We start from the raw sequence: 25,073 nt of genomic DNA, 5'->3' as shown, positions 1-25,073 counted from the left end.
TTTTCATTATTTCTCTGTCAGCCCCGTTTTCATTTGTAACGATGCATTGGAAAAATGCGGAGTGTAATGGATTGTTTGTTCATTCAGAAAGTTTTATCGGATCAGGAAGAAGTTCGTTTTCTGCCTGACGGGTAATCTATTTCTATAATCAATCCATTTTCATTTATCAAAACCTTTCAGTATGAAAAGAAGAATGTATCTGAGAATTGTATTTTCCCTGATCACCGGCAGTGTAATGGCCGTATCCTGCAAGAAATCAGCATTAACAGCAGACAATGCGGTTGCAGAAGCACTAACCGGAACTATTACAACCAGTTCCATCACCGGCAATCCTGTTGCCATCGCGCGCAACCTCACCAATCTGGATGTATTTGCAAGGAGTACAGACAATCACCTGCTGCATCGCAATTATCACGAAGGTTCAGGATGGGCTGCATGGGTAGATTTGGGCGGTAATCTCACCTCTGATCCTTATGCGGTGTACAGAGGAGCAACAGGCAATATTATCGATGTATTTGCAAAAGGCACCAGCAATAACCTGTTGCATATTGCTTATAAAGACAGTATTGGATGGGGAAGCTGGGAGAACAAAGGAGGGAATATCACTTCTGCTCCGCAGGCAATCGCCAGAGGTGTTAACCTGAATGGCTTCAACATATTTGCCAAAGGTTCCAGTAACAACCTGGTGCATTTATGGTACACAGATATCTTAGGCTGGAGCACAGGCTGGGATAATCTCGGTGGCTATATTACTTCTGAACCATTCGCTGTTGCAGGAGGCGCCAATCTGGAAAGAATCGATGTATTCGCATTAGGAGCCAACAACAATCTGGTTCAAAAAAGGTACACAGATGCTACCAATTGGATTGCACAATGGAATAATCTCGGTGGTTATCTCTACTCTGCTCCTACAGCAGTTGTTCGCGGTCAGAATCGTACAGACATCAATGTAGTTGCCAGAGGAAGCGGCAATACACTTGCGCATCTGTGGTATACAGATCCAACGGGCTGGACCAGTACCTGGGAAAATCTCGGAGGTAATGTTGCTTCTAAACCACATGCTTCTGTGCGTGGCACCCATGGCAGCATTTTGCATGTGGCAGCAACCAGTACAGGCAATACACTTTCATTCAGAACCTACGACAATGCCGTTGCCCTCTGGGGAAGCTGGCAGAACAAAGGCGGTTACCTCTATTCTGAATCATATGTGGTAACAAGAGATAATGCAGGCTTCAACATTGTAGCAACTGGCAGCGCTGGTAATCTCGAGCACTTATGGTATTATGAACCATTTGGCTGGAGCACCGGCTGGGATCATTTATAATTTTCAGCCATAAAAAGCAAAGGCGTCCCAATTGAACGGGACGCCTTTGTTTTTATGAGTTGTACTTCTACTTCACTCTTCCGCAACCTGCGAAATGCGTAGCATAGTAATTATCGTTGAGATCGTTGATGATCACACCATTTGAAGTAGATGCATGCAGGAATTTATTGTTCCTCAGGTACACGCCTACATGCGATACGCCTTTTCTTCTTCCCATTGTTTTGAAGAACACCAGATCGCCTTCGCGCAATTCGCTTTTGCTGATGCGTTCGCTGTTATCGTACTGCGAGGCAGATGTACGCGGCAGATTCACATTGTAGATGGATGAAATGAATGTTTTCGCAAATGCAGAGCAATCGATGCCACTCTTGTCGTTGCCTCCATACCGATAACGGGTTCCGTACCAGCTTTCGATAAAATCGAAGAGCCTGCCATCTGTTATCTGTTCCACAGGCACATCGAGCAGAATGGCATATTTGAATGCCATCGGTGCAACAGATTCCATATTCGAAGCGGGTGCAATTAAAGTGGGCATATTGCTTCCTTCGGTTCTCGCGCCGTGGAAATCACTGCTGTTGATGGAAATATTCTCGATGAATTTGGGAGGATGGCTAGCTTTTGCCGTCGACGAAGAGCCGCCAGCCGGAGGGCTACTGGTGGTTGATCGCTTAAAAGTGCCGCAGCTGGTAGCTGAAATTGCGATCGTAGCTACCAATAAGCTGTTCTTCACAGTAAAAAACATTATTTCAGATCTGGTTAGTAAGTAAGTGAGCAAATATAACAAATACATTGCCAAATGAGTCTGAATGACGGGATTACTTCGCGGGAAGGGGTCGCAACTTTCAGCCTATCTTCAGCCATTATTCAGCCTGAATTCAGCGGTTTTAAAGGGGAATCCAGCCAGTAACGAGCCATTACAGTGCCATTCCACAGCCAATCTTCCCCTGTTCGTCAGCAATTCTGCGGCATTGCTGCAATCTTCACATTTACCTAAGCTGCTGTGGATTAAAATTGTGGAGAGTTTTGCGCCCTTTCAGGAACTTTGTAGCGTTATTTGCTGTTTGATTGATTTAGAACCGACAGATCCAGACTCATGAGTAAATTCTCGCATCTCCACGTACATACCCAGTTCTCCTTACTCGATGGTGCAGCCAGCATCCAGAGCCTCTACAAAAAGGCCATCAAAGATGGGCAACCCGCTATTGCCATCACCGACCACGGCAATATGTTCGGGGCTTTTGAGTTTGTATCGGAAGCTTACAAACACAAGAACGACGACGGCTCCCTCAAAGTAAAACCAATTGTGGGATGCGAATTCTATGTGGTGGAAGACAGAACGCGCAAAACTTTCTCCAAAGAAGTAAAAGACGAACGTTACCACCAGGTGCTGCTGGCCAAAAATGCCACCGGCTACCAGAACCTCATCAAACTCACTTCTCTCGGATATATCGAGGGTATGTACAGCAAGTACCCGCGTATTGATAAATCGCTGATCGAAAAATACCACGAAGGCCTGATCGCTACCACCTGCTGCATCGGTGCTTACGTTCCGCAGACCATCCTGCACGATGGAGAAGAAAAAGCGGAGAAAGAATTCAAGTGGTGGCTCGACCTTTTCGGAGAAGATTATTTCATCGAACTGCAAAGGCACGATATCAAAGAACAGATTCAGATCAATGAGGTGCTGATGAAATTCGCCCTCAAGTATAATGTGCCGATGATCGCCACCAACGACAGCCATTATACCGATCAGGACGATTACAATGCCCACGATATCCTGCTTTGCATCAACACCGGCGAAAAGAAATCAACGCCGGGCTTCGACGACTTTGTAAACGATGATACCCTCATCAAAGACCGTCGTTTCAAATTCCCGAACGATCAGTTCTACTTCAAAACTCAGGATGAGATGAAGAAACTGTTCGCTGATGTTCCGCAGGCCATCGACAATACCAATATGATCGTTGATCGTGTGGAAGTGCTGAACCTGAAGAAAGATATCCTGCTTCCCGCCTTCCCGCTGCCGAAAGAATTCCAGACTACCAACGACAGCAATCTCAATCAGTGGGAGTTCCTCAGGCACCTTACCTACGAAGGCGCCAAACAACGATATGTAGACATCACGCCCGATATTCAGGAGCGTCTCGACTTTGAACTCTTCACCATCAAAACGATGGGATTTGCCGGTTACTTCCTAATTGTGAGCGACTTCATCAAAGCCGGAAGAGACATGGGTGTATTCATCGGGCCGGGTCGTGGATCTGCTGCGGGTAGTGCCGTGGCCTATTGCATCGGCATCACCAATATCGATCCCATCAAATACAACCTGCTGTTCGAGAGGTTCCTTAACCCGGATCGTAAGAGCATGCCGGATATCGATACGGACTTCGACGACGAAGGCCGTCAACGCGTAATCGATTATGTTGTCGAAAAATACGGAAAGAACCAGGTAGCGCAGATCATCACCTATGGTACCATGGCTGCCAAGATGAGTATCAAAGACGTGGCCCGTGCGCTCGATCTGCCGCTGGCTGAAGCAAACGCACTCGCCAAACTTGTTCCCGACAAACCGGGCATCGAGTTGGGCCGTGTACTGAAAGCGCCCATCACCGCAAAAGACGGAGAAAAATCACTCGAAGAAAAAGACCAGTTAGGTCCTGATGATATAGAGAATGTAAGACGCATCCGCGAAGTATATCGTGGCAATAACCTCAATGCACAAGTGCTGCACGAAGCGGAACGTCTCGAAGGATCTGTTCGTAACACCGGTATCCACGCGGCTGGTATCATCATCGCACCGAAAGACCTTACAGAACTGATTCCTGTGTGTACCGCCAAAGACTCTGCGCTCTGGGTAACACAGATCGAAGGAAGCATCATCGAAGATGCGGGTGTAATCAAGATGGACTTTCTGGGTTTGAAAACCCTTACCATCATCAAGAATGCACTCCGCATGATCAAGGAGAACCACGGAGTGGATATTGTGATCGATGATGTTCCGCTCGACGATGCAAAAACATTCGAGCTTTACCAGAAAGCTGATACCATCGGTACTTTCCAGTTTGAAAGTCCGGGTATGCAGAAATACCTCCGCGATCTCAAACCGGATCAGTTTGCGGATCTCATTGCGATGAACGCCCTGTACCGCCCCGGTCCACTGGCTTACATCCCACTCTTCATCGATCGTAAGCATGGCCGCGAACCCATTACGTATGATCTTCCGGAGATGGAAGAATACCTCGCAGAATCTTACGGTATCACGGTTTATCAGGAACAGGTGATGTTGCTGGCACAATCGCTTGCCGGATTCTCCAAAGGTGATGCAGACGTACTGCGTAAAGCGATGGGTAAGAAGCAGAAATCGGTACTGGATAAAATGAAAGCCCAGTTCATCAACGGAGCCACGGCAAAGGGCCATCCGGCAGACAAGCTGGAGAAGATCTGGACAGACTGGGAGGCTTTCGCACAGTACGCCTTCAACAAATCGCACTCTACCTGTTACGCATTTGTGGCGTATCAGACAGCATACTTAAAAGCGCACTATCCTTCTGAATATATGGCCGCGGTACTGAACAACGCCGGCAATATCGAGAAGATCACCTTCTTCATGGAAGAGTGCAAGCGCATGGGATTGAATGTACTTGGTCCGGATGTAAACGAATCTAAAAAGGGTTTCGCTGTGAACAAAGCAGGCGATATCCGCTTTGGATTGGGAGGCTTGAAAGGCGTAGGTGAAGCCGCAGTAGACAGCCTCATCGAAGAGAGAGACAGCAAAGGGCACTTCACTTCCATCTTCGATATGGCCAAGCGTGTGAATCAGCGTACCGTGAACAAGAAAACGCTGGAAAGTCTGGTGTATGCAGGAGCATTCGATTGCTTCCCCGAACTGCATCGCGCGCAATACTTTACCATCCCTCCCGGCGATACCAGTTCGGGTCTGGAGAAGATCATCAAGTATGGCAACATCTTACAGGCAGAAAGCAATAACTCTTCGAATACATTGTTCGGAGCGTTAAGCACCAATATAGAAATTCAACCACCGAAGATTGCACCCTGCGAACCCTGGACGCTCACCGATCTGCTGAACAAGGAGAAGGAAGTAACGGGCATCTTCATGAGCGGTCACCCGCTGGATCACTTCAAATTTGAGCTGCATCATTACGGTATCAAAACATTGCAGGATTACAACGAGATCCAGAACTCGGAGCTGATGATGCAGGCAAACGTGGGCAAAACCATCCGTATTGCGGGATTGGTGACCGATGCGCAGCATCGCGTAACCAAAACAGGTAAGAACTTTGCGAAAGTGGTGATAGAAGATTATACAGGCAATGCAGAACTGCTTTTCTGGAGCAACGACTATCCGCGTTTCAGTTCTTTCTTCCAGAACGGACTGAACCTGCTGGTTACAGGAAGTTTCGCGGCCAAACGCAGCTTCAATACCGATCCCAACAAACCACCGGAATTCGAATTCAAGGCATCGGAGATCACGCTGCTCGAAACAGTGAAAGCGAAATACACAAAGCAGCTGATACTGGATATTCAGGCGAGGCATGTGAGTGCGGAGATGATCGATTTCCTTGAAGATAATGTTAAAAAGAATCCAGGCGGAACAGGTCTTCGCTTTAACATAGTGGAGCCGAAAACACAATTCAAAGTAGGATTGTACAGTCTGGAAGGGCGTTTCACCATGAATGACGAAATGACTGCCTGGCTGCACGAAAAGCCTGAGGTAGAAGTGTCTGTAGTGACGCTCTAGCAGGTGTGGATATGTGGAAATGTCACCGTTTCAGTAAAATGGAAATGGTTTTATATTTGCACTCTTGACCCCATGAAACAGAGGCCGGAAGGGTGATGAACAAAAGCGAAGGTTTACCTGTTTTATTCATTATACGGTCTTTATTCAAATTATCATCTTTATAAAATTTAATTTATGGCTTTAGAATTTACAGATGCGAACTTCCAGGAACAAGTTCTTTCTTCCGATAAACTGTCTGTAGTGGATTGCTGGGCTGAATGGTGTGGACCCTGCCGTGCAATCGGACCAGTTATCGAAGATCTGCATAAAGAATACGAAGGAAGAGTGAATGTAGGTAAAGTGAACGTTGACCACAATCCTGAGATCAGCATCAACTATGGCATCACATCTATCCCTGCGATCCTTTTCTTCAAAGGTGGAAAGATCGTAGACAAGCTGGTAGGTGCACAGCCTAAAGCGAACTTCGTTAAGAAGATTGAGCAGCATATGTAGTATTCGCAATATAGAAGCAGTATACTGCTGAATGAAAAGACCGGTTCTGAGAGCCGGTCTTTTTTGTTTTGCGTCTGCATTCAATAACATCCGGTTAACGTATACCATTCGAAGCGCTTCAATTCACCCCTGAAGCGCTTTTTTGTTGCTTAGCGCCCCTCCTACCGGGCTATTGCAGTCGATTTTTTTTACATATCCGGCTTAACCTGCCTATTTTTGCCGCCCTGCCATCCTCTGATTATGATTTTTGGCTATATTGGCCGGTCTTTTCATCCAAACCGTGATACATGAGTCCTGTACTGGAAAATATTCTCCGTGGCATGCTTGGCATGTTCTTCCTCATTTTCGTGTGTTTTCTTCTCAGCAATAATAAAAGGGCCATCAACTGGAGGCTTGTGATCATCGGCGTTGTAGCGCAGGTTTGCTTCGCCCTTGGTGTGCAGAAAGTGAACTTCATCAAAGCCATCTTCGTATGGCTTTCCGAGAAGTTTGTGGATGTGATCAATATCGGTCACAAAGGTATCGAGTTCCTTTTCGGAAATCTGGCCAATGCACAGGGATCATGGGCATACGTTTTTGCCGTACAGGTTCTTCCCAATATCATTTTCTTCTCCGCACTAAGTGCGATGTTCTACTACCTGGGCGTGCTGCAGAAAATAGTGTATGTATTTGCATGGATGCTGAAAAAACTCGGCATATCCGGACCGGAAAGTGTGAGCACGGGCGCGAATATCTTTCTCGGCCAGACAGAAGCTCCGCTGATGATCCGCCCTTTCCTCGACAAGATGACCCGCTCGGAAATACTCTGTATCATGATCGGTGGCATGGCCAACACAGCCGGCAGCGTACTCGCAGCCTACGTGGGTTTTCTCGGAGGCAACGATCCCGATCAGCAGAAATTCTTTGCACTGCATATGCTCAGTCAGAGCATCATGAGTGCACCAGCTGCCATTGTAGTTTCAAAAATTCTCTTCCCTCAAACCGAGCCGTATATGCGCGAACTGAAAGTTCCCCGCGAAAAGCTCGGCGATAATTTCCTCGATTCCATTTCACTCGGCACTACCGATGGTCTCAAACTGGCTGTGAACGTTGGCGCCATGCTGATTGTATTCACTGCCCTGATGTATTTCGCCAACTATATTCTGGGCAGCGTTGGTCACTGGACGCACCTCAATGAAACCATCGCACGCAACACAAACGGACGCTACGATTCTCTGTCACTTCAGATGATACTTGGATATGTGTTCTCGCCTGTTGCCTGGCTGATCGGCGTCAACTCGCCGGAGATGGTGCAGGTGGGGCAACTATTGGGAGAGAAAACCATCCTCAACGAATTTGTTGCCTATATCTCTTTCGGCAATATGAAAACATCGGGAGCCATCTCCGATCCCAAGTCGATACTGATTACCACTTATGCGCTCTGTGGCTTTGCCAACTTTGCGAGCATCGGCATTCAGATCGGCGGTATCAGCCAGCTGGCGCCCAATCAACGCAAAAACCTTACGGAGCTGGGCGTGAAAGCCCTCATCGGCGGCACCATCGCCTGCCTCATGTGCGGCTGTATCGCCGGTGCACTGTTCGATAAGGTGTAAGGTTGTTTTCATCATCACAAACAATATTGCGCTTCAACTGTTACATCACTATTGTACCTTTGTGACATTCACTCAAAGGCGGTTAATACCATGAATACTTCTATTGAAAAGCTCATCGCAGCCGAACCCGATCAGGCACTCAGGACCATCGCAGAAAAAGTAGTTCGGAAGGAAAGGATCAGTCCCGAAGACGGCATCTATCTTTTCGAACATGCCAGCCTTCCCTTTGTGGGCGCACTGGCCAATTTCGTAAGAGAACGCCTGCACGGAGATACAACTTATTTCAACCGCAATTTCCATATCGAGCCTACCAACGTATGCGTGTTCGCATGCAAATTCTGCTCTTACTCACGCCTGTACGCACACCGCGAAGAAGGCTGGGAACTCAGCACCGAACAGATGCTCGATATCGTTAAAAAATACGACGGCAAGCCCGTAACCGAAGTGCATATTGTGGGTGGTGTTCACCCTAAGATGAACCTCGAATTCTTTGCAGACCTGATCAGAAAGATCAAGGCACACCGCCCCGATCTGCATGTGAAAGGATTCACTGCAGTGGAGCTGGATTATATGTTCCGCAAAGCAAAGAAAACCGTGGAAGAAGGAATGGCGTATCTGCATGAAGCAGGCTTGCAATCACTGCCTGGCGGCGGTGCAGAGATATTCGCACCGGCAGTTCGTCAACAGATCTGCGACGATAAGATCGATGGTGCAGGATGGCTGGCCATTCACAAAGCAGCTCACCAGCTCGGCATGCACAGCAATGCCACCATGCTCTATGGTCATATTGAAAGCTATGCAGACCGTGTGGATCATATGGAAAAACTCCGCAGTCTTCAGGATGAGACCGGCGGCTTCAATACATTCATTCCGCTCAAATTCAGAAACGGCGATAATGAGATGAGCCATATCGCTGAGACTAGCATCATAGAAGATATGCGCCTGTATGCCATCGCACGTCTTTACATGGATAATTTCCCGCACCTGAAAGCTTACTGGCCGATGCTGGGAAGAAACAATGCGCAGTTGTCGCTTTCATTTGGTGTGAATGATATCGATGGCACCATCGATGATTCTACGAAGATCTACTCCATGGCGGGTTCTGAAGAGCAGACGCCGGCGATGAGTACAGCGCAGCTGGTAACGCTGATCAAGCAGGTGAAACGCAAGCCTGTTGAGCGCGATACGCTGTATAATGTAGTACGTGATTATTCTGAGCTGGATATAAAAGAGATCGAGATGAATCCTTTGCTGAATTAAGTAAGGATTATGATATGATGAAATCACCGGTTCTGGCCGGTGATTTTTTTTATGCAGAAACTACAAATGGAATTTTGACGTTATTATTGCTAACAATCATATACAAATTGATCTCAATCTGCAATGGGTAACTTTATCGCACTTTCTTCAGTAATAGGCAAACCTGCAAATCAGGTAACAGAAAGCATGGCCAGATATGCAGTTTCGGTTTCAGGCGGATTTGAACCAGATTCTGTTGCCGATGAAGAATCGGATAACCACACTATAGTAATTCAGGCGTTTGGAAACACTACGGTTCGTTATCCCAGCGGATACCTTGAATGGGACGAAAGCTCAGCCTTCATTTCAAAAGACCTTAACACGTCTGTATTTTCGTTTCATATTCACGATGGTGACCTTTGGATGTACACACTCTATCATAATGGTGAGGTGGTTGATCAATTCAATCCCATTCCTGATTATTGGGACGATAGCCTTTCTCCCGAAGAGCTTGACAGTTGGAAAGGCAATGCTTCCATTATCGAAAAGTATTTGCCCAATGTGAAAGCGGACAGCATCAGCAACTACCTCGTACGATGGAATGATGAAGATGAGGAGAAAGCATATCCCGGTGATGAATACGGAAAAGAGGAGTGGCAATTGCATGATTTCATGGAGAAGCTCAATCTGCCTTATACTTTGCCCGACAATAGCTACGTAGGGGTAACATTTCATACACTATGGACTAGCCAGTTGAAGAAATCGCAACCCCGTACAAAGAATGAAAAAACAGCGAAGGCTGCAAAACAATGGTGGAAGTTCTGGAGCATCATCCCTATTTCAATACTCTTGTTTTCCTGCTTTTCATTCAATGCTTATTCTCAGGACAGTACTGCAATCAGGAGAATTGATGCAATGGTAAAACTAATCAATAATGCAGACCTGAACGCTTTAAAAGACAGCGTCAAAACAGATTATCTAGCAAATGAAATGTCTTTCCGCACTTATCTTACCGCTTTGGTAAAGAACAAAGAACTGAAAAAATACATCAATGATATTCATTCCAAAAGAAAGGAAAATGGAGTGACCCTTGAAATGCATGCTATCAGTGCTTTTTATTTCAACGAGAACAAACTGATCAAAGTAGAAGAAAAAGTAACCGCAGACGGAAAGGAATTACTAATGGATTGGTACTTTGAAAATGATAAATCTGTCCATTACACTTCCAAATCGGAGCGATCAGAAGAAAGAGCAGAAATGCTTTTGAAACTGGCTCAAGGTTTTTTGGATAAAGTGAAATTATAGGCTCTACCTTTACAGAAGGAAAAAGCAAACCTATGCAACAGTTCCTTACCATACCAGCTCTTCAATATGAAAATGAATTCTCAGCTTTTGTGTTGGATTTCTTCCACCACAACGAAACGCGCAAATACAACATCTTCCAACCCGCCCTCGACAACTTTCCCCAATACGTGCAAGACCGTCTCGATGAATCGCAAGGCATCAACCTCCCACCCGGCTTCGTAAAAATGCATTCCTACTGGCTTACAGACGAAACAAATACCATCTACGGCACCATCCGCTACCGGCCATCATTAGACAACGAATACTTCGCCAACATTGGTGGACATATCGGATATGACATCGCACCTTCGCACAGACTCAAAGGCCTCGCATCCATCATGCTCCAGCTGCTGCTGCAAAAGATCGATAAGAAAGAAAACAGCCGCGTACTCATCGGCTGCAATATCACCAATATCGGATCTATGAAAGTGATCGAAAATAATGGTGGCATTTTCAATGCCGAGCTCTACGACAATGTGAACGACAGAATGGTACGCACTTACTGGGTGCCGGTTCCATAAAATCACTTGCAGCAGTAACAGATCCGTAATATCTTGCAGTTATGATATTCAATGTACAATCTTTCATGATCAGACTATTTACTTTCTGCTTTTCTATATTGTATTGTTCAGTATTACAGGCACAAAGTCTTTATTCGACTATTCAACGCGACAGACCTGAATACAAAACCGTCAGGCCGGAAAAAATCATTGCTACCAATATATTCTATGGTTCCAGCGGAAAAAAGATTGAGCGATCGATAATGTTGTTTGAAGCCGGGATGCTGGCTCAGGTTGAAAGATATGATAAAGACGACAAGCTCATTTTCAAACTCACCTGCACCAACGACACTATTCACAGAAGAAGGTTATCCTCATACAGCGAGCACCTTACAAGCATCGGCATCAATAAAGAAACCACGGTGTTCGAATACGACAGCAAAGGTTTTCTTATAAAGGAAATCTATCAGGATGCTTACCGAACCATGTATCAGTATGCCGATATTGTCAACAATGAAAACGGGGATCCGGTAAAGTTTACACTGTACGATAAGAGTGGTTCCCCTTTCGGAACCGAATGTGCGGAATATCTTTATGATCAGAACAAATATGTAAAAACGGCCTACCATCCGGATGGCAGAAAACTGCTGACAGATACCGCCACCTTGAATTTTGAAAATGGCAGTAAGTTTCCCAAAGAAGGGGTCACGTACAATGAGCACGGTGATGCCCTCACTTCGACAACCAAACAGTTCAATGGTACCGAAGTTAATTACGACTATGAGTACAACTATGACAGCTTTGGCAATTGTACAGAGATGCGGATTTTTGAGGTCACCATCAAGAGTAATGGAAAGAGAAAAAGAAAAGCCGATAGAATTTTCAAAAAAGAATATACTTACCAATAACAATGGCGCCTGGTATCAGATCCGGCGCCATTGTCTTAGCAGGCAAGCTCTTCTCATTCCGCTTCGAGCACCCATGTTTGCCTGAACTGCAACCACCTGTCGATCATTTCTGTTGTTACCGGCTCTGAGAAATATCGCAGCGCACTGATGGTTTTGTACAGGGTGGGCGCTTTGTGCGCTACGCGGAACTTGCAGCTGTTGAAGAAAGTCTCCGCTTCTTCATAACTGCCGAACTTGTTATCGTTTACATTATGCTCGGTGAGAAATTCTTTCCATCTGTTATCATCTGCCGTTACCTTGCTGTTACCGGGTTCGTGATCTGGATTCTTCAGATAAATATCTCCGGTTATCCAATGCCCGCCGCGGCGTTTGAGTATGGCATGTATGGTTCGGCATAACTCGCGTTTTTCTTCATCGTTGAGATATACCAGCAGTCCTTCATTTACGATGGTGATGGGGCCGGGTGGAAAAAACTGCAACGCATTTTCAAACTGATGTTCGTCCATGGCATTGAGTGGCTGCACATAAAGTTTGCCTCTGCGATGCACATGGTGAATGCGGATGAGATCGGTGATGAGTGTTTTCTTATTGCCTGCCGACTCAGGAAGATCGGTATCGAGATAGATCACCGGTTGGTGCTGCGCCATGGCCAGTCCTCTGCAACTGAAGCCCGATGAGAGTTCCAGAATATTATGCGGCAGCAGGATGTCGAGCATCTGATCGATGGTCTTGTACCTGTTCTCGAAATGCACTACGCGCATGAGGAATGTAATGGAATGCTGTTGCTGCAGCAACCGGTCGAATGCTTCCGGATCGAGAATAAGCGAGGCTGTTTCCCTGGCGAAGGGAATGTCTGTTAATGCCTTCATCAGCAGCAATACGCGTGCTGATGGACTAATGGTGTTGAAGTTACGTTCTGTAGTCATACCTGTTGTTTTTAAAGAATGAACAACGGGACTAAGGGAGTCGTAAACGCAACGAAAAGCAGTCGATGTCGGAGAAGGTCAGTGGCAGGAATCCAATCAACGGTCTTATCCGTTAACATTCCGGCAGGCTGATCGGAATATGAACAGCCAGCCCGCCTTCGGCGGTTTCCTTGTACTTGAAACTCATGTCCCTTGCTGTGTCCCACATAGTTCTGATCACACCATCCAGAGACACCCTGGCAAAATCAGGCGTGCTCTGTAAGGCCAGTTGAGAAGCAGTGATAGCCTTGATGGCGCCCATGGTATTGCGTTCGATGCAGGGGATCTGAACGAGGCCCGCAATCGGATCGCAGGTAAGCCCAAGGTGGTGTTCCATTGCAATCTCTGCAGCCATCATAGCCTGGCGCTGGGTTCCACCCATTGCCTCGGTAAGGCCGGCAGCAGCCATTGCAGATGATACACCGATCTCAGCCTGACAGCCACCCATAGCCGCAGATATGGTTGCACCTTTTTTGAAGATGCTTCCGATCTCTGCTGCAGTGAGCATAAACTGCAGTATCCTGTCTTCTTTATAACCATCGCAGAAGGTCACGAAATATTGCAGCACTGCGGGGATCACACCTGCAGCGCCATTGGTGGGCGCAGTAACTACTCGGCCGAAGGATGCATTCTCTTCGTTCACGGCCAGTGCAAAGCAGCTCACCCAGTCGAGGGTATATTGAAAGTTCTGGCCTCCGGCTCTGATAGCCTCCAGCCAGCTGTCGTAGTTGTGGTATTCTCTTCCGCCGATCAGTTTTTTGTTGAGGTCGGCAGCGCGGCGTTTTACATTGAGTCCACCGGGAAGGATGCCCTGTGTATGGCAACCTCTGTAGATACAATCTTTCATCACCTGCCAGATACGGAGCATGCCGGCTTTGGTATCAGCTTCGGGCCTCCAGCAGTTTTCGTTCTCCATCACCACTTCGCTGATGCTGAGTCCGGTTTTGCGGCACCAGTGTTCGAGATCATCACCGGTATCGATGGGAAAAGGCAGTTGAACTGCATCGGCTCCACCTGTCTCCTCTCCTTCCTGCGTTACAAAACCTCCACCAACAGAGTAGTAAGTTTCTGCAACCTGATCGCCATTTTCGAATGTGGCGAGGAAAGTGAGTGCATTGGGATGGAAAGGCAGGCTTTCCGTCATCAGCAGTTCTATATCTTCAGCGGGATCGAAATCTATTTCGTGTTTGCCATCCAGCACCATCTTCTTCATCTCCCTGATGTCTTTGATGCGGGGTTGAATCTGATGCACATCAAAGGTTACCGGATCTTCTCCGCAAAGACCGAGCTGAACGGCGATATCCGTTCCGTGGCCCTTACCGGTTTTGGCAAGAGAGCCATAGAGCAGTACGCGAACAGACATTACGTTGAAGAGAGGCTGACGTTTTGCGAGGGCCTGGAGAAATCGTTGTGCGGCACGCCAGGGCCCCAGTGTATGGGAGCTGCTGGGACCTACACCAATCTTGAACATATCGAAAACTGAAATGGCTTCGTGTGGCAAGTGAGCTTAATTTATTACAAAGATAGTTGAAAAGGGATAACCTCCTAACTCACTTCGAACAGGGTTACTTCGTAGATAATCACGGGAGTATGCGGGGCTACGAGGATGGCTCCGGATACCTTGTCTTTCTTGCCTTCGGAGCCGTAGCCAAGTGAAGGCGGAACAAAAAAACGGATCCTGCCCATGGGTTTGATCATCGGCAAACAGATTCTCCAGCTTTCCAGCATCAGTTTAAGATTCAGCACTACATCATTGCTGCTTTCGAATTCGGTTCCGTTTACGAGTTTGCCACTGAATTTTACACGGATGCTGCTGCAGATGGGAGGAGGAACTCCATTGCCCGGTGCGAGTATCTGGAAATACATTCCGCTGCTATGCGCTTCGGCCTCGATGCTGTTGGCCGCGAGATAATCTCTTACTGCCTGAACTTCGGATGCAGGAGCAGTTACATTTTTAGGGGCGCAATCATTCTCCTTTTTGAAACAGGCGATGAGGAAAGTTACAATCAACAGATACAGTAGTGGTCTTAGCATGGTTATTATTGCTGGTAATGCACGGAATGCACATATAGACAATCGTCTCAATATTATTGCTGCACCGGCTCACTACCCGACTTCCGCTCACGATCTTCCTTTGCTTTCAGTTCTTTGTACTGCTGCTCTTTTCTGTCCCACTGGTACCGCTTGTAAAAGATAGCTACAAAAACCGAAATTATGAACACCGCCACCATCAATACTGTTGGGTTGAGGCTTGCATTGACGGCCATGTCTGCACGCTCGTACCAGTAGCGGCTGGTGAATACGATGCCGATAATGGGTAACGAAAAAAGCAGTCCTATTGGTATGCCGATCACGAGCTGATATTGCCATTTGCTTTCACGCTCCCTGTTCTCTTCCCAGTAACGCATGAATTGTATCTCTCTTTCTGTCATATTGCAAAATTACAACCTGTGATGCTTGTTTGTTTGCATACCAACAATTTATGTTTAACTTGTGGGCAACAAAATCCATGATATCTTGAAACTTGCCGTTCTGTTAGCGAAATACTTCTACACCAATAAACGCCTTAGCCTGCCGGGTATCGGTGAATTGCATCTGGATGCAGCCGTAACCGTTCCCGATTTCAGCGATAAGAATTTCAGGGAAGTGCTGAAGTATATTCAATTCACCCATAAGCCTGCTGCGAAAGTTGATGAAGAGCTGATTGAATTTATCCGTACACAAACCGGTAAGATCAAACCACTGGCAGAAGCCGATCTCGAAAGTTATCTTGCCGATGGCAAGCTGCTGCTCAATATCGGCAAACCTTTCTCCATCGAAGGTATCGGATCGTTGCAGAAACTGAAAGATGGTGAACTGGCTTTCACTCCCGGAGAACCCACCATCGAGAAACTCGATTTTCATACGGAGGACAGAACGCCGGATAAATCTACCCGCCATATTCCCGTGTACGATGAGAACCAGGTTCGTCATAAAGTGCACAACAGTCAACGCCGCATATTGCTGATCGGTACATTGGCCGTTATCGGACTGGTAGTGATCCTCTGGGGCGGATACATGCTCTACAACAAAAGCGACAATCACAATTCGCCCGACAATACACAACAGGTAGCTACTCCTGTAACCACACCCGATACAACCAGTTCCAACGTACTGCCAGACAGTCCGCAGGCAACGCCTCCGGCTACTGTTGCCACAACTGTTCCCGGCACTTACAAATTCGTATTCGAGAGAACGGATAAAAAATCGAGAGCGTTGAAGCGATATGCTTTCGTTCACAATCTCAGTTCGCGCATACAGATGGAAACAAGCGACTCCCTCAACTTCACCATCTTTGTTCGCCTTCCGGCAGAAGCAGCAGATACCACCCGCCTCAAAGATTCACTGAACGTTTGGTATTATGGCGGAAAGCCCGTTAAGATTCAGATTGAGCCTTAGACTTTACTTTTCTGAAATACAGGTACAGCGGCACTCCCAGCGCTGCAACGGATAATCCGAGCAACGAATTCACCACCGGTGTTTCACCTGCATTGTATTTGCGGATATCATTCACAATAGTACTCACCACATAGAAGCCTGCGAAACCAAGGAACAATAACGGCACTACCGGATATCCCCATACGCGATAGGGTCTTGGATGATCAGGCATTTTTTTTCTCAATACAAAAACACCTACTGCACCGAAAGTATAGGCCACCCAGGCAATGAAGGTGAACATATCGGCCAGCATATCGAAGCTGCCGCTCACTACCAACACTGCAGCCCATGCGAAATGCAGCCAGAGTGCGTTGCCGGGAGTTCCGTATCTGGGGTGTGGCCTTCCGGTGAAGGCCCAGAAGAGTTTGTCTTTTCCCATGGCGTAGGTAACACGGGCTTCCGTCATGGTATTGCCATTGATGGCGCCGAAAGTGCAGATCACAATCATGGCTGCTACGATGGCGCCGCTGGTTTCGCCCATGGCGATGCCGATGGCATCAGCAGCTACGAGCGGAGAAGCCGCCATCGCATCCACAGGCATTACGTAGAGGTATGCCTGATTCACCAGCAGGTAAATGCCGATACAGACCAGCAATCCCACCAGCAGGCTTTTGGGGATGTTTCGTTGCGGGTGTTTTATCTCACCTCCTACAAAAGTTACATTCACCCATCCGTCGAATGCCATGAAAGCGCCGGTGAGTGCGGCAACGATGCCGCCGATCAGCTGCCATCCATCTTTAGAGTGGGAAGAAGGTGAAACGAAATTGGATACAGTTCCTTTGCCACTGAAGAAGATGCCGAATACCAGCAGCACTATCACGCCTATTTTGATGATGGTGGATACTACCTGCACCACGCCTCCTGCTTTTACGCTGCGGTAGTTGAGCCAGGTGAGACCAAGAATCAGTGCAATGGCGAGCGATTTTACGCCGGCATTCTGCAAGGGATAGAGATTGCCGAGAAACGGAATATGCCACACAACCGATTGCTCTGTAACAGTTGTAAACCTTGGAAGATGCAAAAAGAAATCGGCGTACTGCGCGCATACGAAAGAGATGGCCGCAACCGAAGCAGTATTGATCACTGCAAATGCTGCCCATCCGTACATGAAGGCGAAGAACTCGCCGAACATTTTACGGAAGAAAATATAGAGTCCGCCGGTTTGCGGAAACATCGCGCCTACTTCTGCATAGATCAATCCGCCAAAGAGAGAGAAGATGCCTGCAATTACCCACACCATCGCCAGCCATATGGGAGACGATACCTGTGCCGCCATGGTAGCGGGTTTCATAAAAACACCCGATCCGATGATGCTGCCAATAACTATGCTGGTTGCAGACCAGAACCCCAGCAGGCGATGCGATGGAGGTGCAGACATAGGTTAGGTTATGGGTTGAGTTATGGGTTGAGTATCGATGATATGATGCGATGGAAATGATGCGTTCCCTGTTCGCGCGTAACGGAATACCTGCCATGTTCGTAGAACCTGCTCTTTACTCCGAGCTGCACTGCTTCCACCACTTCTTCATCTTCCATCTCCACTGTATTGAGATCGGAACCGGCGCCGGTATTGAATTTATCCGGGTTCCAGACATATGTTACGAAACTCACTTTGCACTGATCTATCGCCAATGGCTGAACGATATTGATGCTCAGTCCCCATGGATAGAAATTGAACATCATATTGGGGAATACGAAAAAATAATAGGCCGCTACTTTCTTTCCGTAATCAGGCGAGCTTGCGGGAAGATCGAATGTATCATCATCGTCTTTGGCGATGCCAAGCTGTAAGTTGGAATACCTGAAAAGCTCGGTGGTGTAATTGCCGAAATCGATCACTGCATTGAGCCCTGCGTGTACAAAGGGTATATGAAATCCTTCGAGATAGTTTTCGCAATACAATGCCCAGTGCGATTGAACGATGTAATCTTTGGAGAGTTCGGGTTTGAGTACAAAATCATCGATGGGCAACCACCCCACCCGATCGATCATATCCTGCAGGTAAGGGGCAGGATCGGAATTCCGTTGCAGGGATGCAAACAGCAGCGGCCCCCATTTGAATACCGGCAATTGCGTGAGGTTGTCGCTTTCTGCCGGAAAGTCTTTCACTTCTTTGAACTCCGGCATCGACTTGAATTTGCCGTCGAGATGAAATAACCTTCCGTGATAGCGGCAGCGCAGCTGAGCTGCTTTGCAGGCTTCGTGCACCACGATGGTACCGCGATGCGTACACACATTGCTCAAACAATGCAGGGCACCATTATTGCTTCTTGTGAGCAGCAGCGGTTCGTTGAAATAACCATCCAGATAAGTGAAAGGATAACAGCTGCCTGCCTCCGGCACCTGTTGTTGGTCGCCAATGAACTGAAAGGAAGGGGCAAATATTTTCTCCTTTGCCAGCTGGTACATTGCAGTATCTGTGTAGAAGTCTGTGTGCAGGGTCTTCGCTACGGAGATATCCGGATCAACATAAAATCGTTGCATATGGGGAGGTTATACTGAAATTTACTATCTTAATCTGATAAAATCCCAGGCTTTGAAACATCTTTTTTTACTCCTCGCCTGCTGCTGCACGCTTGCTGCATCGGCCCAGAAATCAGTGAAACTCTTTAATGGCAAAGACCTCAGTGGGTGGACTATCCACGGAACCGAGAAATGGTACGTAGATAATGGTGAACTGGTCTGCGAAAGCGGCCCGGACAAACAGTATGGTTATTTGTCTACCACCAGTGCTTATAAGAATTTTGAGTTTTCCTGCCAGTTCAAACAGGAGGCTAATGGCAACAGCGGTGTATTCTTCCGATCATCGATCGAAGGCGTTAAGATCAGCGGATGGCAGGTAGAAGTGGCTCCGCTCAACAATCATACGGGCGGCATCTATGAGTCGTACGGACGTGGCTGGCTGATACAGCCTGCCAAAGAAAAAGAAGCTTACCTGCAGCAGGGAGAATGGAATACGCTGAAAATAATCGCAAAAGGCAGTAAAGTTACCACCTGGCTGAACGGGCATGAAATGGTTACCATCGATGATGAAAAGATCGGTGCAGCCAATGGTTTCATTGCATTGCAGATCCACGATGGTGGTGGTATCAAAGTGAGATGGAAAGATCTGAAGCTGAAAAAACTGAAAGATTGATTACTGCATAATATCAACAAAAGGTCAGCCGGCAAGCTGGCCTTTTTGTTTGAATATCATCTATCTAACATCGATGAATAGGTGCAATTCACTTTCTTAAGGAACCAGTTCGTTGAACTTCTTCCCCAACTTGATGAAATCCGCCGGGGACTTCATTTTCAGGTCCTGATCCTGCATAAATTTCAGCAGCGCTTCGCGCTGTGCAGGGAATAGCGCTGCCAGTTGTTCGCGTTCATCTTTGGGCAGATGGATCATTTTACCATCGTGCAGCAGAAAGAAATGTTCTTCATCTTCAAAGAACTTGCGGGTGCTCGATGGCAGCAATCCTTTTTCTTCCACGATGGATTTGGTGAGAATATGCAGTACCGGAGATTTTGCGGTCAGCAGAATATGGTAGAAGGTCTCTTCGTTCCAGTTTTCTACACTGGGGTATCCTTTGCGGAATACCATCGAGTCTGCATTCTTTCCTTCTTTGGTGTTGAGTACAAAAGATGTTATGCTGGCCGTTTGCGGAGCAAATGATTGTCCTTTGAATTCGAGCATCAGGTAATTGCGGCAGCAGTCGAACCGAAGTTTGAACTGATTCACCACTCTTCCGTTTTTATAATACACGGTACCGCTGAGCCAGTCTTTGAAAAGATAGGGAGATCCGGCAACGCCGTCGTATTCGTCACTCGATTTAGGTGTGCTTGTCTGAGCAGAGGCGGCTGAAGCCAACAGCAGCAGGCACCATAGAAAATTTTTCATAGCAGGGTTTCTTAGTAAGTCAAAAGTTACAATTTCTTTATGGAAACCAAAAGCATTGGGGGCAGTACTGTAGTCAACTGTCTATAAAAAACAGAAACGCCCCGTACAATGCCCGGAGCGCTTCTTATTTCGGATTAAGCGAGCGTTATTTTACTTTGAAGACACCGGTGATGAGGTGTTTGCTTCCTTTGGGAGTGGTGAACTCGTAGGTGCAAACCATTTTAGTGGCCGTAACCTCTTTTACAATCAGGGTTTGCGGCTTCTCGGTATCGTAGTGATGGATGGTAAGCTGTTTGGTAGCGGCATTGTATTTCCAGGTGCCGGACTCCATTGTGGTTTCATCTTCTTCATCGCACTTTACTTTGCCCTGGTGTTTCATCACTTTGCCACCGGATTTGTACATCTCTGCATCATCTAATTCGCAGTCTTCGAGCATGGCGCGGATATCCTTATCGGGTTTGCCATCGCCGCTTACATCGATCGCAGGAACGATGGAGCCGGATTCGAGCACCCAGAATTTTTCGGTGAATGGTGCGCTTTGTTCAGTTGCCGAAGGGATGGCAAATGCAGTGATGGCAATGGTTGCTGCCACTGCCGATACGGTCAATAATTGGTTGAATGGTTTCATGGTCCAATATTAGAGAAAACCACTGGCCGGCTGAAACCTGTGTCTGACGTATTCAGACGAACTGCATAATCAGGCGGCTGAACTGCAGCGAAACAATTCCCTACTACTGCTTTAGTTTGTACACGCCTGTAATCATCACTTTCTGCCCCTGTGGTGAAGTGAACTCAAACGTACCCACCAGTTTGGTAGCAGTGAGTTCTTTGATACTTATTACGATTGGCTGAGGCACTTCGTTTTGTTTGATGGTGAGCTGTTTGGTGGCGGAGTTGTAGGTCCAGCTGCCATCTTCATACTCTGCATCTTCTCCTTCAACACATTTTTGTTTGCCCAGGTTCTTCACGAATTTGCCATTGCTTCTGAACATTTCGGTATCGTCTTTCTCACAATCTTCCAAAAAGTTGCGGAGATCGGAATCTGGTTTGCCGTCGGCATTGAGATCGGTGGCAGGTACAATGCTGCCCGATTCCATGAGCCAGTATTTATCTGCGAAAGACGGAGTCTGCTCCTGTTTGGCGGGCAGAGCAAATGCCGTGATGGCGAGGGCGGCTGCCAGGGCAGCGGCGGGTAAGATAGTGTTTAATGGTTTCATAGGTCAATATTATCGAAAAATGGGATGGGTGCCAATGGCAGTAAGGTTAATTATGACGAAAGGACGCCGATAAATGCAAAAACAAAGGGCGACCCATTGGGCCGCCCTTCTTTATACTAAGTTGGACCAGATTAATAATCCATGCCGCCCATGCCAGGAGCAGGGTGAGCGTGTGCTTCTTCTTTCTTAGGTTTGTCGGCGATAACACACTCGGTAGTGAGTACCATACCGGCAATAGAAGCTGCATTCTCGAGAGCGATGCGGGTAACTTTAGTAGGATCGATTACACCAGCTTTGAAGAGATTTTCATACACTTCAGTGCGGGCATTGAAACCGAAATCTTTAGCACCTTCTTTCACTTTCTGAACCACGATACTTCCTTCGATACCGCTGTTGGCAACGATCTGACGGATTGGTTCTTCCAGTGCGCGTTTAACGATTGCGATACCAGTGGTTTCGTCTTCGTTTGCACCTTTCGCTTTTTCCAGAGATTCGATAGCGCGGATATAAGCTACACCACCACCAGGTACGATACCTTCTTCAACCGCAGCGCGTGTTGCATGAAGAGCGTCGTCTACGCGGTCTTTCTTCTCTTTCATTTCTACTTCGGTAGCAGCACCTACGTAGAGAACTGCCACACCACCGCTCAGTTTAGCGAGGCGCTCCTGCAGTTTTTCTTTATCGTAATCGGAAGTTGTTGCTTCGATCTGTGCTTTGATCTGGTTAACGCGGGCATTGATATCATCTTTCTTGCCTTTGCCACCAACGATAACAGTGTTGTCTTTGTCGATAGTGATGCTGGCGCATGTTCCGAGGTAGCTCAGGTCTGCGTTTTCCAGTTTGTATCCTTGCTCTTCGGAGATAACGATACCTTTTGTGAGGATCGCGATATCCTGAAGCATTTCCTTACGACGGTCGCCGAAGCCAGGAGCCTTAACAGCAGCTACTTTCAGTGTTCCGCGCAGTTTGTTCACTACGAGTGTAGCGAGTGCTTCGCCTTCGAGGTCTTCTGCGATGATCACGAGAGGACGGCCGCTTTGTGCAACTTTCTCGAGGATGTGCAGAATATCTTTCATAGCGCTGATCTTTTTGTCGTAGATCAGGATGTATGGAGTCTGGAGTTCAGCTTCCATTTTCTCGCTGTTGGTAACGAAGTATGGAGAGATGTATCCACGGTCGAATTGCATACCTTCTACTACGTCTACGGTAGTTTCGGTGTTCTTGGCTTCTTCAACAGTGATAACGCCTTCTTTACCTACTTTGCCGAACGCTTCAGCAATCAGTTTGCCGATAGTGTCGTCGTTGTTGGCAGAGATAGAAGCTACCTGCTGAATTTTTTTGCTGTCGGTACCAACAGTCTGCGTTTGAGCGCGGAGGTTGTCGATTACTTTGGCAACAGCTTTGTCGATACCACGTTTCAGGTCCATTGGATTGGCGCCTGCAGCTACGTTTCTCAGACCTTCGCCGATGATAGCCTGTGCCAGAACGGTTGCAGTGGTAGTACCGTCACCTGCAATATCTGCAGTTTTAGAAGCTACTTCTTTCACCATTTGAGCACCCATATTTTCGATGGGATCTTCCAGTTCGATTTCTTTGGCAACACTCACACCGTCTTTAGTTACGGCAGGTGCACCGAATTTTTTCTCGATAACCACATTGCGGCCTTTAGGGCCCAGTGTTACTTTCACTGCATTGGCGAGGGTATCAACCCCTTTCTTCATTTTATTACGTGCTTCGATGTCGAAGAACAGTTGCTTAGCCATATACTGGTAATTTGTAATTTTTAAAATTGGTGGGAACTAAACGGATACACTTAGACAATTGCTAAGATGTCGCTTTCTCTCATGATGAGGAGATCTTCACCTTCGATCTGGATCTCAGTACCGGCATATTTGCCATACAGTACAGTGTCTCCAACTTTAACGGTAACGGGCTCATCTTTTTTGCCGGGGCCGGCAGCTACGATGGTTCCGCGCTGGGGTTTCTCTTTGGCAGTATCAGGAATGATGATACCTCCAGCAGTCTTTTCTTCCGCTTTAGCAGGTTTCACAATTACCCTGTCGTGCAGTGGGGTAACATTTAACTTCTTAGCCATGTTGTATCAGTTTTTATGATTTTGTTTAATGATCTGACCGGCATATGGGATGCCCTGCCGGTCGGAGGCTGCCAAAGGTACACGAATTCCGTACCAATCGGTTAACGGCCTCCGGTTAAAGCCATTTTTTCCGGATTCGGAGGCCAGCCTGCCAGAAACTCCACAATAACACCCTGTATCTCCTTAATATCCAATGCCAAATTTTCAGCCAATGCGGCAATCCCGCTCCCATTCAAATTTTGGGGGCTACCTTTAAATGAGTTAGCTTTGCCCGCTCTAAAATAAGTTCTTAGAAAATGATCAGCAGAAGAAATATTCGTGTGAAAGTAATGCAGACCTTGTATGCTGTGGAAAGCCAGTTTACAGAATCAGGTGAAGACAAAAGACCATCAACAGCAGAACAGGTTAAGTTATTGCAGAAACAGTTTGATCAGAGCCAGCAACTGTTTGTATTCATGGTTCATTTTCTCACAGAAGTAGCCCGCTATGCAGAAACAGATGCGCGCAACCGGGCAGCCAAACACCTTCCTTCGGCAGAAGACCTCAATGTAAATATCAAGCTTGCAGGAAATGAACTCCTCTGGAAGATCCTCGGATCTCCATCATGGGAGCAGGCAAAGAAAGAGGCAAAACCCTATTCCATCACCGACCAGGACCTGGTAAAGAAAGTATACATCGAGCTGACAGAAAAGCCGGAGTATAAAGAATACATTGCTGTTCAGGGAAGGGATAAGAAGCAGGAGAAAGACATCATCGAATTCATCTTCACTCAACTGATGCTCAGCAGCGAAAGGTTCGACAGTTATGTTGAAGAGCATTTCAACAACTGGGACGATGATGGAGATATGCTCAGTCAATTGCTGATGACCCTCCTCGCCAAACCCGTTGGCTTCAACTTTCAGGAACTGCTGGGAAGAGAAAAATGGTATTTCGCCAAAACCCTGCTGGAGACTGTGGTTGATAAGAAAGAAATGACCATGGAACTCATCCGCCCCAAGCTCAAGAACTGGGACGCAGAGAGGATTGCCGTGCTGGATATGATGCTGATGCGCATGGGCATTGCAGAATTCCTGTTCTTCGAAACCATTCCGCCGAAGGTGACCATCAACGAGTACATCGATCTGGCAAAAGAATACAGCACGCCGCAAAGCGGACAGTTTGTGAACGGCATTCTCGACAACATCCATAAAGATCTTGTAAGTGAAAACAAAATGCGAAAAGTGGCATTTTCACCGAATCCTAATAACAAACAAAGCTGATCAAACACTTCATTCACTA

General features: G+C 47.0%; 23 protein-coding genes. 11 read left to right on the top strand and 12 right to left on the bottom strand.

Going from position 1 to position 25,073, the window contains the following annotated elements; all coding sequences use genetic code 11:
• The first annotated feature begins 181 nt into the window (after positions 1 to 181).
• Positions 182 to 1,324 (top strand): hypothetical protein, encoded by a 1,143-nt coding sequence (locus tag HHL16_RS21410; RefSeq protein WP_169427378.1) that lies wholly within the window; start codon positions 182 to 184, stop codon positions 1,322 to 1,324.
• Between the two features lie 67 nt (positions 1,325 to 1,391).
• Here HHL16_RS21410 and HHL16_RS25365 read toward each other — a convergent pair whose 3' ends face one another.
• Positions 1,392 to 2,054 (bottom strand): NlpC/P60 family protein, encoded by a 663-nt coding sequence (locus HHL16_RS25365; protein WP_169427377.1) that lies wholly within the window; start codon positions 2,052 to 2,054, stop codon positions 1,392 to 1,394.
• A 363-nt stretch (positions 2,055 to 2,417) separates the two neighbouring features.
• Here HHL16_RS25365 and dnaE point away from each other — a divergent pair, with 363 nt between their 5' ends.
• From dnaE to HHL16_RS21370, 7 genes are all read left to right on the top strand, one after another.
• Positions 2,418 to 6,083, top strand: a complete 3,666-nt coding sequence (gene dnaE, locus HHL16_RS21400; protein WP_169427376.1) for a DNA polymerase III subunit alpha — start codon at positions 2,418 to 2,420, stop codon at positions 6,081 to 6,083.
• A 174-nt stretch (positions 6,084 to 6,257) separates the two neighbouring features.
• Positions 6,258 to 6,575 carry a thioredoxin gene (trxA, locus tag HHL16_RS21395; RefSeq protein WP_169427375.1) on the top strand — a complete coding sequence of 106 codons (318 nt, stop codon included), beginning with the start codon at positions 6,258 to 6,260 and terminating at the stop codon, positions 6,573 to 6,575.
• A gap of 287 nt (positions 6,576 to 6,862) precedes the next feature.
• On the top strand, positions 6,863 to 8,167 hold the full coding sequence (locus HHL16_RS21390) for a nucleoside transporter C-terminal domain-containing protein (RefSeq protein WP_169427374.1): 1,305 nt from the start codon (positions 6,863 to 6,865) through the stop codon (positions 8,165 to 8,167).
• A gap of 90 nt (positions 8,168 to 8,257) precedes the next feature.
• Entirely contained in the window at positions 8,258 to 9,427 is a 1,170-nt protein-coding gene (mqnE, locus tag HHL16_RS21385) for an aminofutalosine synthase MqnE (RefSeq protein ID WP_169427373.1), read from the top strand.
• Between the two features lie 123 nt (positions 9,428 to 9,550).
• Complete coding sequence (locus tag HHL16_RS21380; protein WP_169427372.1) at positions 9,551 to 10,711, top strand: hypothetical protein; 1,161 nt, start codon at positions 9,551 to 9,553, stop codon at positions 10,709 to 10,711.
• Between the two features lie 32 nt (positions 10,712 to 10,743).
• Positions 10,744 to 11,271, top strand: coding sequence for a GNAT family N-acetyltransferase (locus HHL16_RS21375; RefSeq protein WP_169427371.1), 528 nt, complete (start codon positions 10,744 to 10,746; stop codon positions 11,269 to 11,271).
• 65 nt (positions 11,272 to 11,336) lie between these two features.
• Positions 11,337 to 12,158, top strand: a complete 822-nt coding sequence (locus HHL16_RS21370) for a hypothetical protein (RefSeq protein WP_169427370.1) — start codon at positions 11,337 to 11,339, stop codon at positions 12,156 to 12,158.
• A gap of 53 nt (positions 12,159 to 12,211) precedes the next feature.
• Here the strand turns inward: HHL16_RS21370 and HHL16_RS21365 are convergent, their stop codons facing one another.
• The 4 genes from HHL16_RS21365 to HHL16_RS21350 all read right to left on the bottom strand — a co-directional run bounded on the left by HHL16_RS21365 (position 12,212) and on the right by HHL16_RS21350 (position 15,555).
• Complete coding sequence (locus HHL16_RS21365; protein WP_169427369.1) at positions 12,212 to 13,084, bottom strand: hypothetical protein; 873 nt, start codon at positions 13,082 to 13,084, stop codon at positions 12,212 to 12,214.
• Positions 13,085 to 13,196: 112 nt separating this feature from the next.
• Positions 13,197 to 14,624, bottom strand: a complete 1,428-nt coding sequence (locus HHL16_RS21360) for an L-serine ammonia-lyase (RefSeq protein ID WP_169427368.1) — start codon at positions 14,622 to 14,624, stop codon at positions 13,197 to 13,199.
• Positions 14,625 to 14,668: 44 nt separating this feature from the next.
• Positions 14,669 to 15,157, bottom strand: a complete 489-nt coding sequence (locus tag HHL16_RS21355; RefSeq protein ID WP_169427367.1) for an FKBP-type peptidyl-prolyl cis-trans isomerase — start codon at positions 15,155 to 15,157, stop codon at positions 14,669 to 14,671.
• 53 nt (positions 15,158 to 15,210) lie between these two features.
• Complete coding sequence (locus tag HHL16_RS21350) at positions 15,211 to 15,555, bottom strand: hypothetical protein (protein ID WP_169427366.1); 345 nt, start codon at positions 15,553 to 15,555, stop codon at positions 15,211 to 15,213.
• 85 nt (positions 15,556 to 15,640) lie between these two features.
• Between HHL16_RS21350 and HHL16_RS21345 the strand changes: the two genes are divergently transcribed.
• Positions 15,641 to 16,561 carry a hypothetical protein gene (locus HHL16_RS21345; protein ID WP_169427365.1) on the top strand — a complete coding sequence of 307 codons (921 nt, stop codon included), beginning with the start codon at positions 15,641 to 15,643 and terminating at the stop codon, positions 16,559 to 16,561.
• Here HHL16_RS21345 and HHL16_RS21340 read toward each other — a convergent pair.
• The gene (locus HHL16_RS21340) at positions 16,539 to 17,978 is read right to left on the bottom strand and encodes an amino acid permease (RefSeq protein ID WP_169427364.1); all 1,440 of its coding nucleotides are present in this window, start codon (positions 17,976 to 17,978) and stop codon (positions 16,539 to 16,541) included. The two genes, HHL16_RS21345 and HHL16_RS21340, sit on opposite strands and share 23 nt — an antisense overlap.
• 20 nt (positions 17,979 to 17,998) lie before the next feature.
• Entirely contained in the window at positions 17,999 to 19,084 is a 1,086-nt protein-coding gene (locus HHL16_RS21335) for an aromatic ring-hydroxylating dioxygenase subunit alpha (protein WP_169427363.1), read from the bottom strand.
• Between the two features lie 52 nt (positions 19,085 to 19,136).
• On the opposite strand from HHL16_RS21335, the gene HHL16_RS21330 reads away from it, so the two are divergent.
• Positions 19,137 to 19,736 carry a DUF1080 domain-containing protein gene (locus tag HHL16_RS21330; protein WP_206022520.1) on the top strand — a complete coding sequence of 200 codons (600 nt, stop codon included), beginning with the start codon at positions 19,137 to 19,139 and terminating at the stop codon, positions 19,734 to 19,736.
• A gap of 96 nt (positions 19,737 to 19,832) precedes the next feature.
• Here the strand turns inward: HHL16_RS21330 and HHL16_RS21325 are convergent, their stop codons facing one another.
• The 5 genes from HHL16_RS21325 to HHL16_RS21305 all read right to left on the bottom strand — a co-directional run bounded on the left by HHL16_RS21325 (position 19,833) and on the right by HHL16_RS21305 (position 23,795).
• Positions 19,833 to 20,483, bottom strand: coding sequence for a hypothetical protein (locus HHL16_RS21325; RefSeq protein WP_169427362.1), 651 nt, complete (start codon positions 20,481 to 20,483; stop codon positions 19,833 to 19,835).
• Between the two features lie 145 nt (positions 20,484 to 20,628).
• Positions 20,629 to 21,111 (bottom strand): hypothetical protein, encoded by a 483-nt coding sequence (locus HHL16_RS21320; RefSeq protein ID WP_169427361.1) that lies wholly within the window; start codon positions 21,109 to 21,111, stop codon positions 20,629 to 20,631.
• A 103-nt stretch (positions 21,112 to 21,214) separates the two neighbouring features.
• Positions 21,215 to 21,700, bottom strand: coding sequence for a lipocalin family protein (locus tag HHL16_RS21315; RefSeq protein WP_169427360.1), 486 nt, complete (start codon positions 21,698 to 21,700; stop codon positions 21,215 to 21,217).
• A 131-nt stretch (positions 21,701 to 21,831) separates the two neighbouring features.
• Positions 21,832 to 23,463: a chaperonin GroEL gene (gene groL / locus HHL16_RS21310; RefSeq protein ID WP_169427359.1), complete on the bottom strand. Its 1,632-nt coding sequence runs from the start codon at positions 23,461 to 23,463 to the stop codon at positions 21,832 to 21,834.
• A 50-nt stretch (positions 23,464 to 23,513) separates the two neighbouring features.
• Entirely contained in the window at positions 23,514 to 23,795 is a 282-nt protein-coding gene (locus tag HHL16_RS21305; protein ID WP_127132239.1) for a co-chaperone GroES, read from the bottom strand.
• Positions 23,796 to 24,091: 296 nt separating this feature from the next.
• Here HHL16_RS21305 and nusB point away from each other — a divergent pair, with 296 nt between their 5' ends.
• On the top strand, positions 24,092 to 25,054 hold the full coding sequence (nusB, locus tag HHL16_RS21300; protein ID WP_169427358.1) for a transcription antitermination factor NusB: 963 nt from the start codon (positions 24,092 to 24,094) through the stop codon (positions 25,052 to 25,054).
• The last annotated feature ends 19 nt before the right edge of the window (positions 25,055 to 25,073 follow it).

Source organism: Pseudoflavitalea sp. G-6-1-2 (assembly GCF_012927185.1).
GTDB lineage: Bacteria > Bacteroidota > Bacteroidia > Chitinophagales > Chitinophagaceae > Pseudobacter.
The sequence above is the reverse complement of the archived record's forward strand: the minus strand, read 5'-3'. Positions and strand labels throughout refer to the sequence as shown.

Excerpts from the sequence above, each read along its gene's own strand:
- HHL16_RS21410 (WP_169427378.1), top strand. The coding sequence starts at position 182 with ATGAAAAGAAGAATGTATCTGAGAATTGTATTTTCCCTGATCACCGGC.
- dnaE (WP_169427376.1), top strand. The coding sequence starts at position 2,418 with ATGAGTAAATTCTCGCATCTCCACGTACATACCCAGTTCTCCTTACTC.
- trxA (WP_169427375.1), top strand. The coding sequence starts at position 6,258 with ATGGCTTTAGAATTTACAGATGCGAACTTCCAGGAACAAGTTCTTTCT.
- HHL16_RS21390 (WP_169427374.1), top strand. The coding sequence starts at position 6,863 with ATGAGTCCTGTACTGGAAAATATTCTCCGTGGCATGCTTGGCATGTTC.
- mqnE (WP_169427373.1), top strand. The coding sequence starts at position 8,258 with ATGAATACTTCTATTGAAAAGCTCATCGCAGCCGAACCCGATCAGGCA.
- HHL16_RS21380 (WP_169427372.1), top strand. The coding sequence starts at position 9,551 with ATGGGTAACTTTATCGCACTTTCTTCAGTAATAGGCAAACCTGCAAAT.
- HHL16_RS21375 (WP_169427371.1), top strand. The coding sequence starts at position 10,744 with ATGCAACAGTTCCTTACCATACCAGCTCTTCAATATGAAAATGAATTC.
- HHL16_RS21370 (WP_169427370.1), top strand. The coding sequence starts at position 11,337 with ATGATCAGACTATTTACTTTCTGCTTTTCTATATTGTATTGTTCAGTA.
- HHL16_RS21365 (WP_169427369.1), bottom strand. The coding sequence starts at position 13,084 with ATGACTACAGAACGTAACTTCAACACCATTAGTCCATCAGCACGCGTA.
- HHL16_RS21355 (WP_169427367.1), bottom strand. The coding sequence starts at position 15,157 with ATGCTAAGACCACTACTGTATCTGTTGATTGTAACTTTCCTCATCGCC.
- HHL16_RS21350 (WP_169427366.1), bottom strand. The coding sequence starts at position 15,555 with ATGACAGAAAGAGAGATACAATTCATGCGTTACTGGGAAGAGAACAGG.
- HHL16_RS21340 (WP_169427364.1), bottom strand. The coding sequence starts at position 17,978 with ATGTCTGCACCTCCATCGCATCGCCTGCTGGGGTTCTGGTCTGCAACC.
- HHL16_RS21335 (WP_169427363.1), bottom strand. The coding sequence starts at position 19,084 with ATGCAACGATTTTATGTTGATCCGGATATCTCCGTAGCGAAGACCCTG.
- HHL16_RS21325 (WP_169427362.1), bottom strand. The coding sequence starts at position 20,483 with ATGAAAAATTTTCTATGGTGCCTGCTGCTGTTGGCTTCAGCCGCCTCT.
- HHL16_RS21320 (WP_169427361.1), bottom strand. The coding sequence starts at position 21,111 with ATGAAACCATTCAACCAATTATTGACCGTATCGGCAGTGGCAGCAACC.
- HHL16_RS21315 (WP_169427360.1), bottom strand. The coding sequence starts at position 21,700 with ATGAAACCATTAAACACTATCTTACCCGCCGCTGCCCTGGCAGCCGCC.
- groL (WP_169427359.1), bottom strand. The coding sequence starts at position 23,463 with ATGGCTAAGCAACTGTTCTTCGACATCGAAGCACGTAATAAAATGAAG.
- HHL16_RS21305 (WP_127132239.1), bottom strand. The coding sequence starts at position 23,795 with ATGGCTAAGAAGTTAAATGTTACCCCACTGCACGACAGGGTAATTGTG.
- nusB (WP_169427358.1), top strand. The coding sequence starts at position 24,092 with ATGATCAGCAGAAGAAATATTCGTGTGAAAGTAATGCAGACCTTGTAT.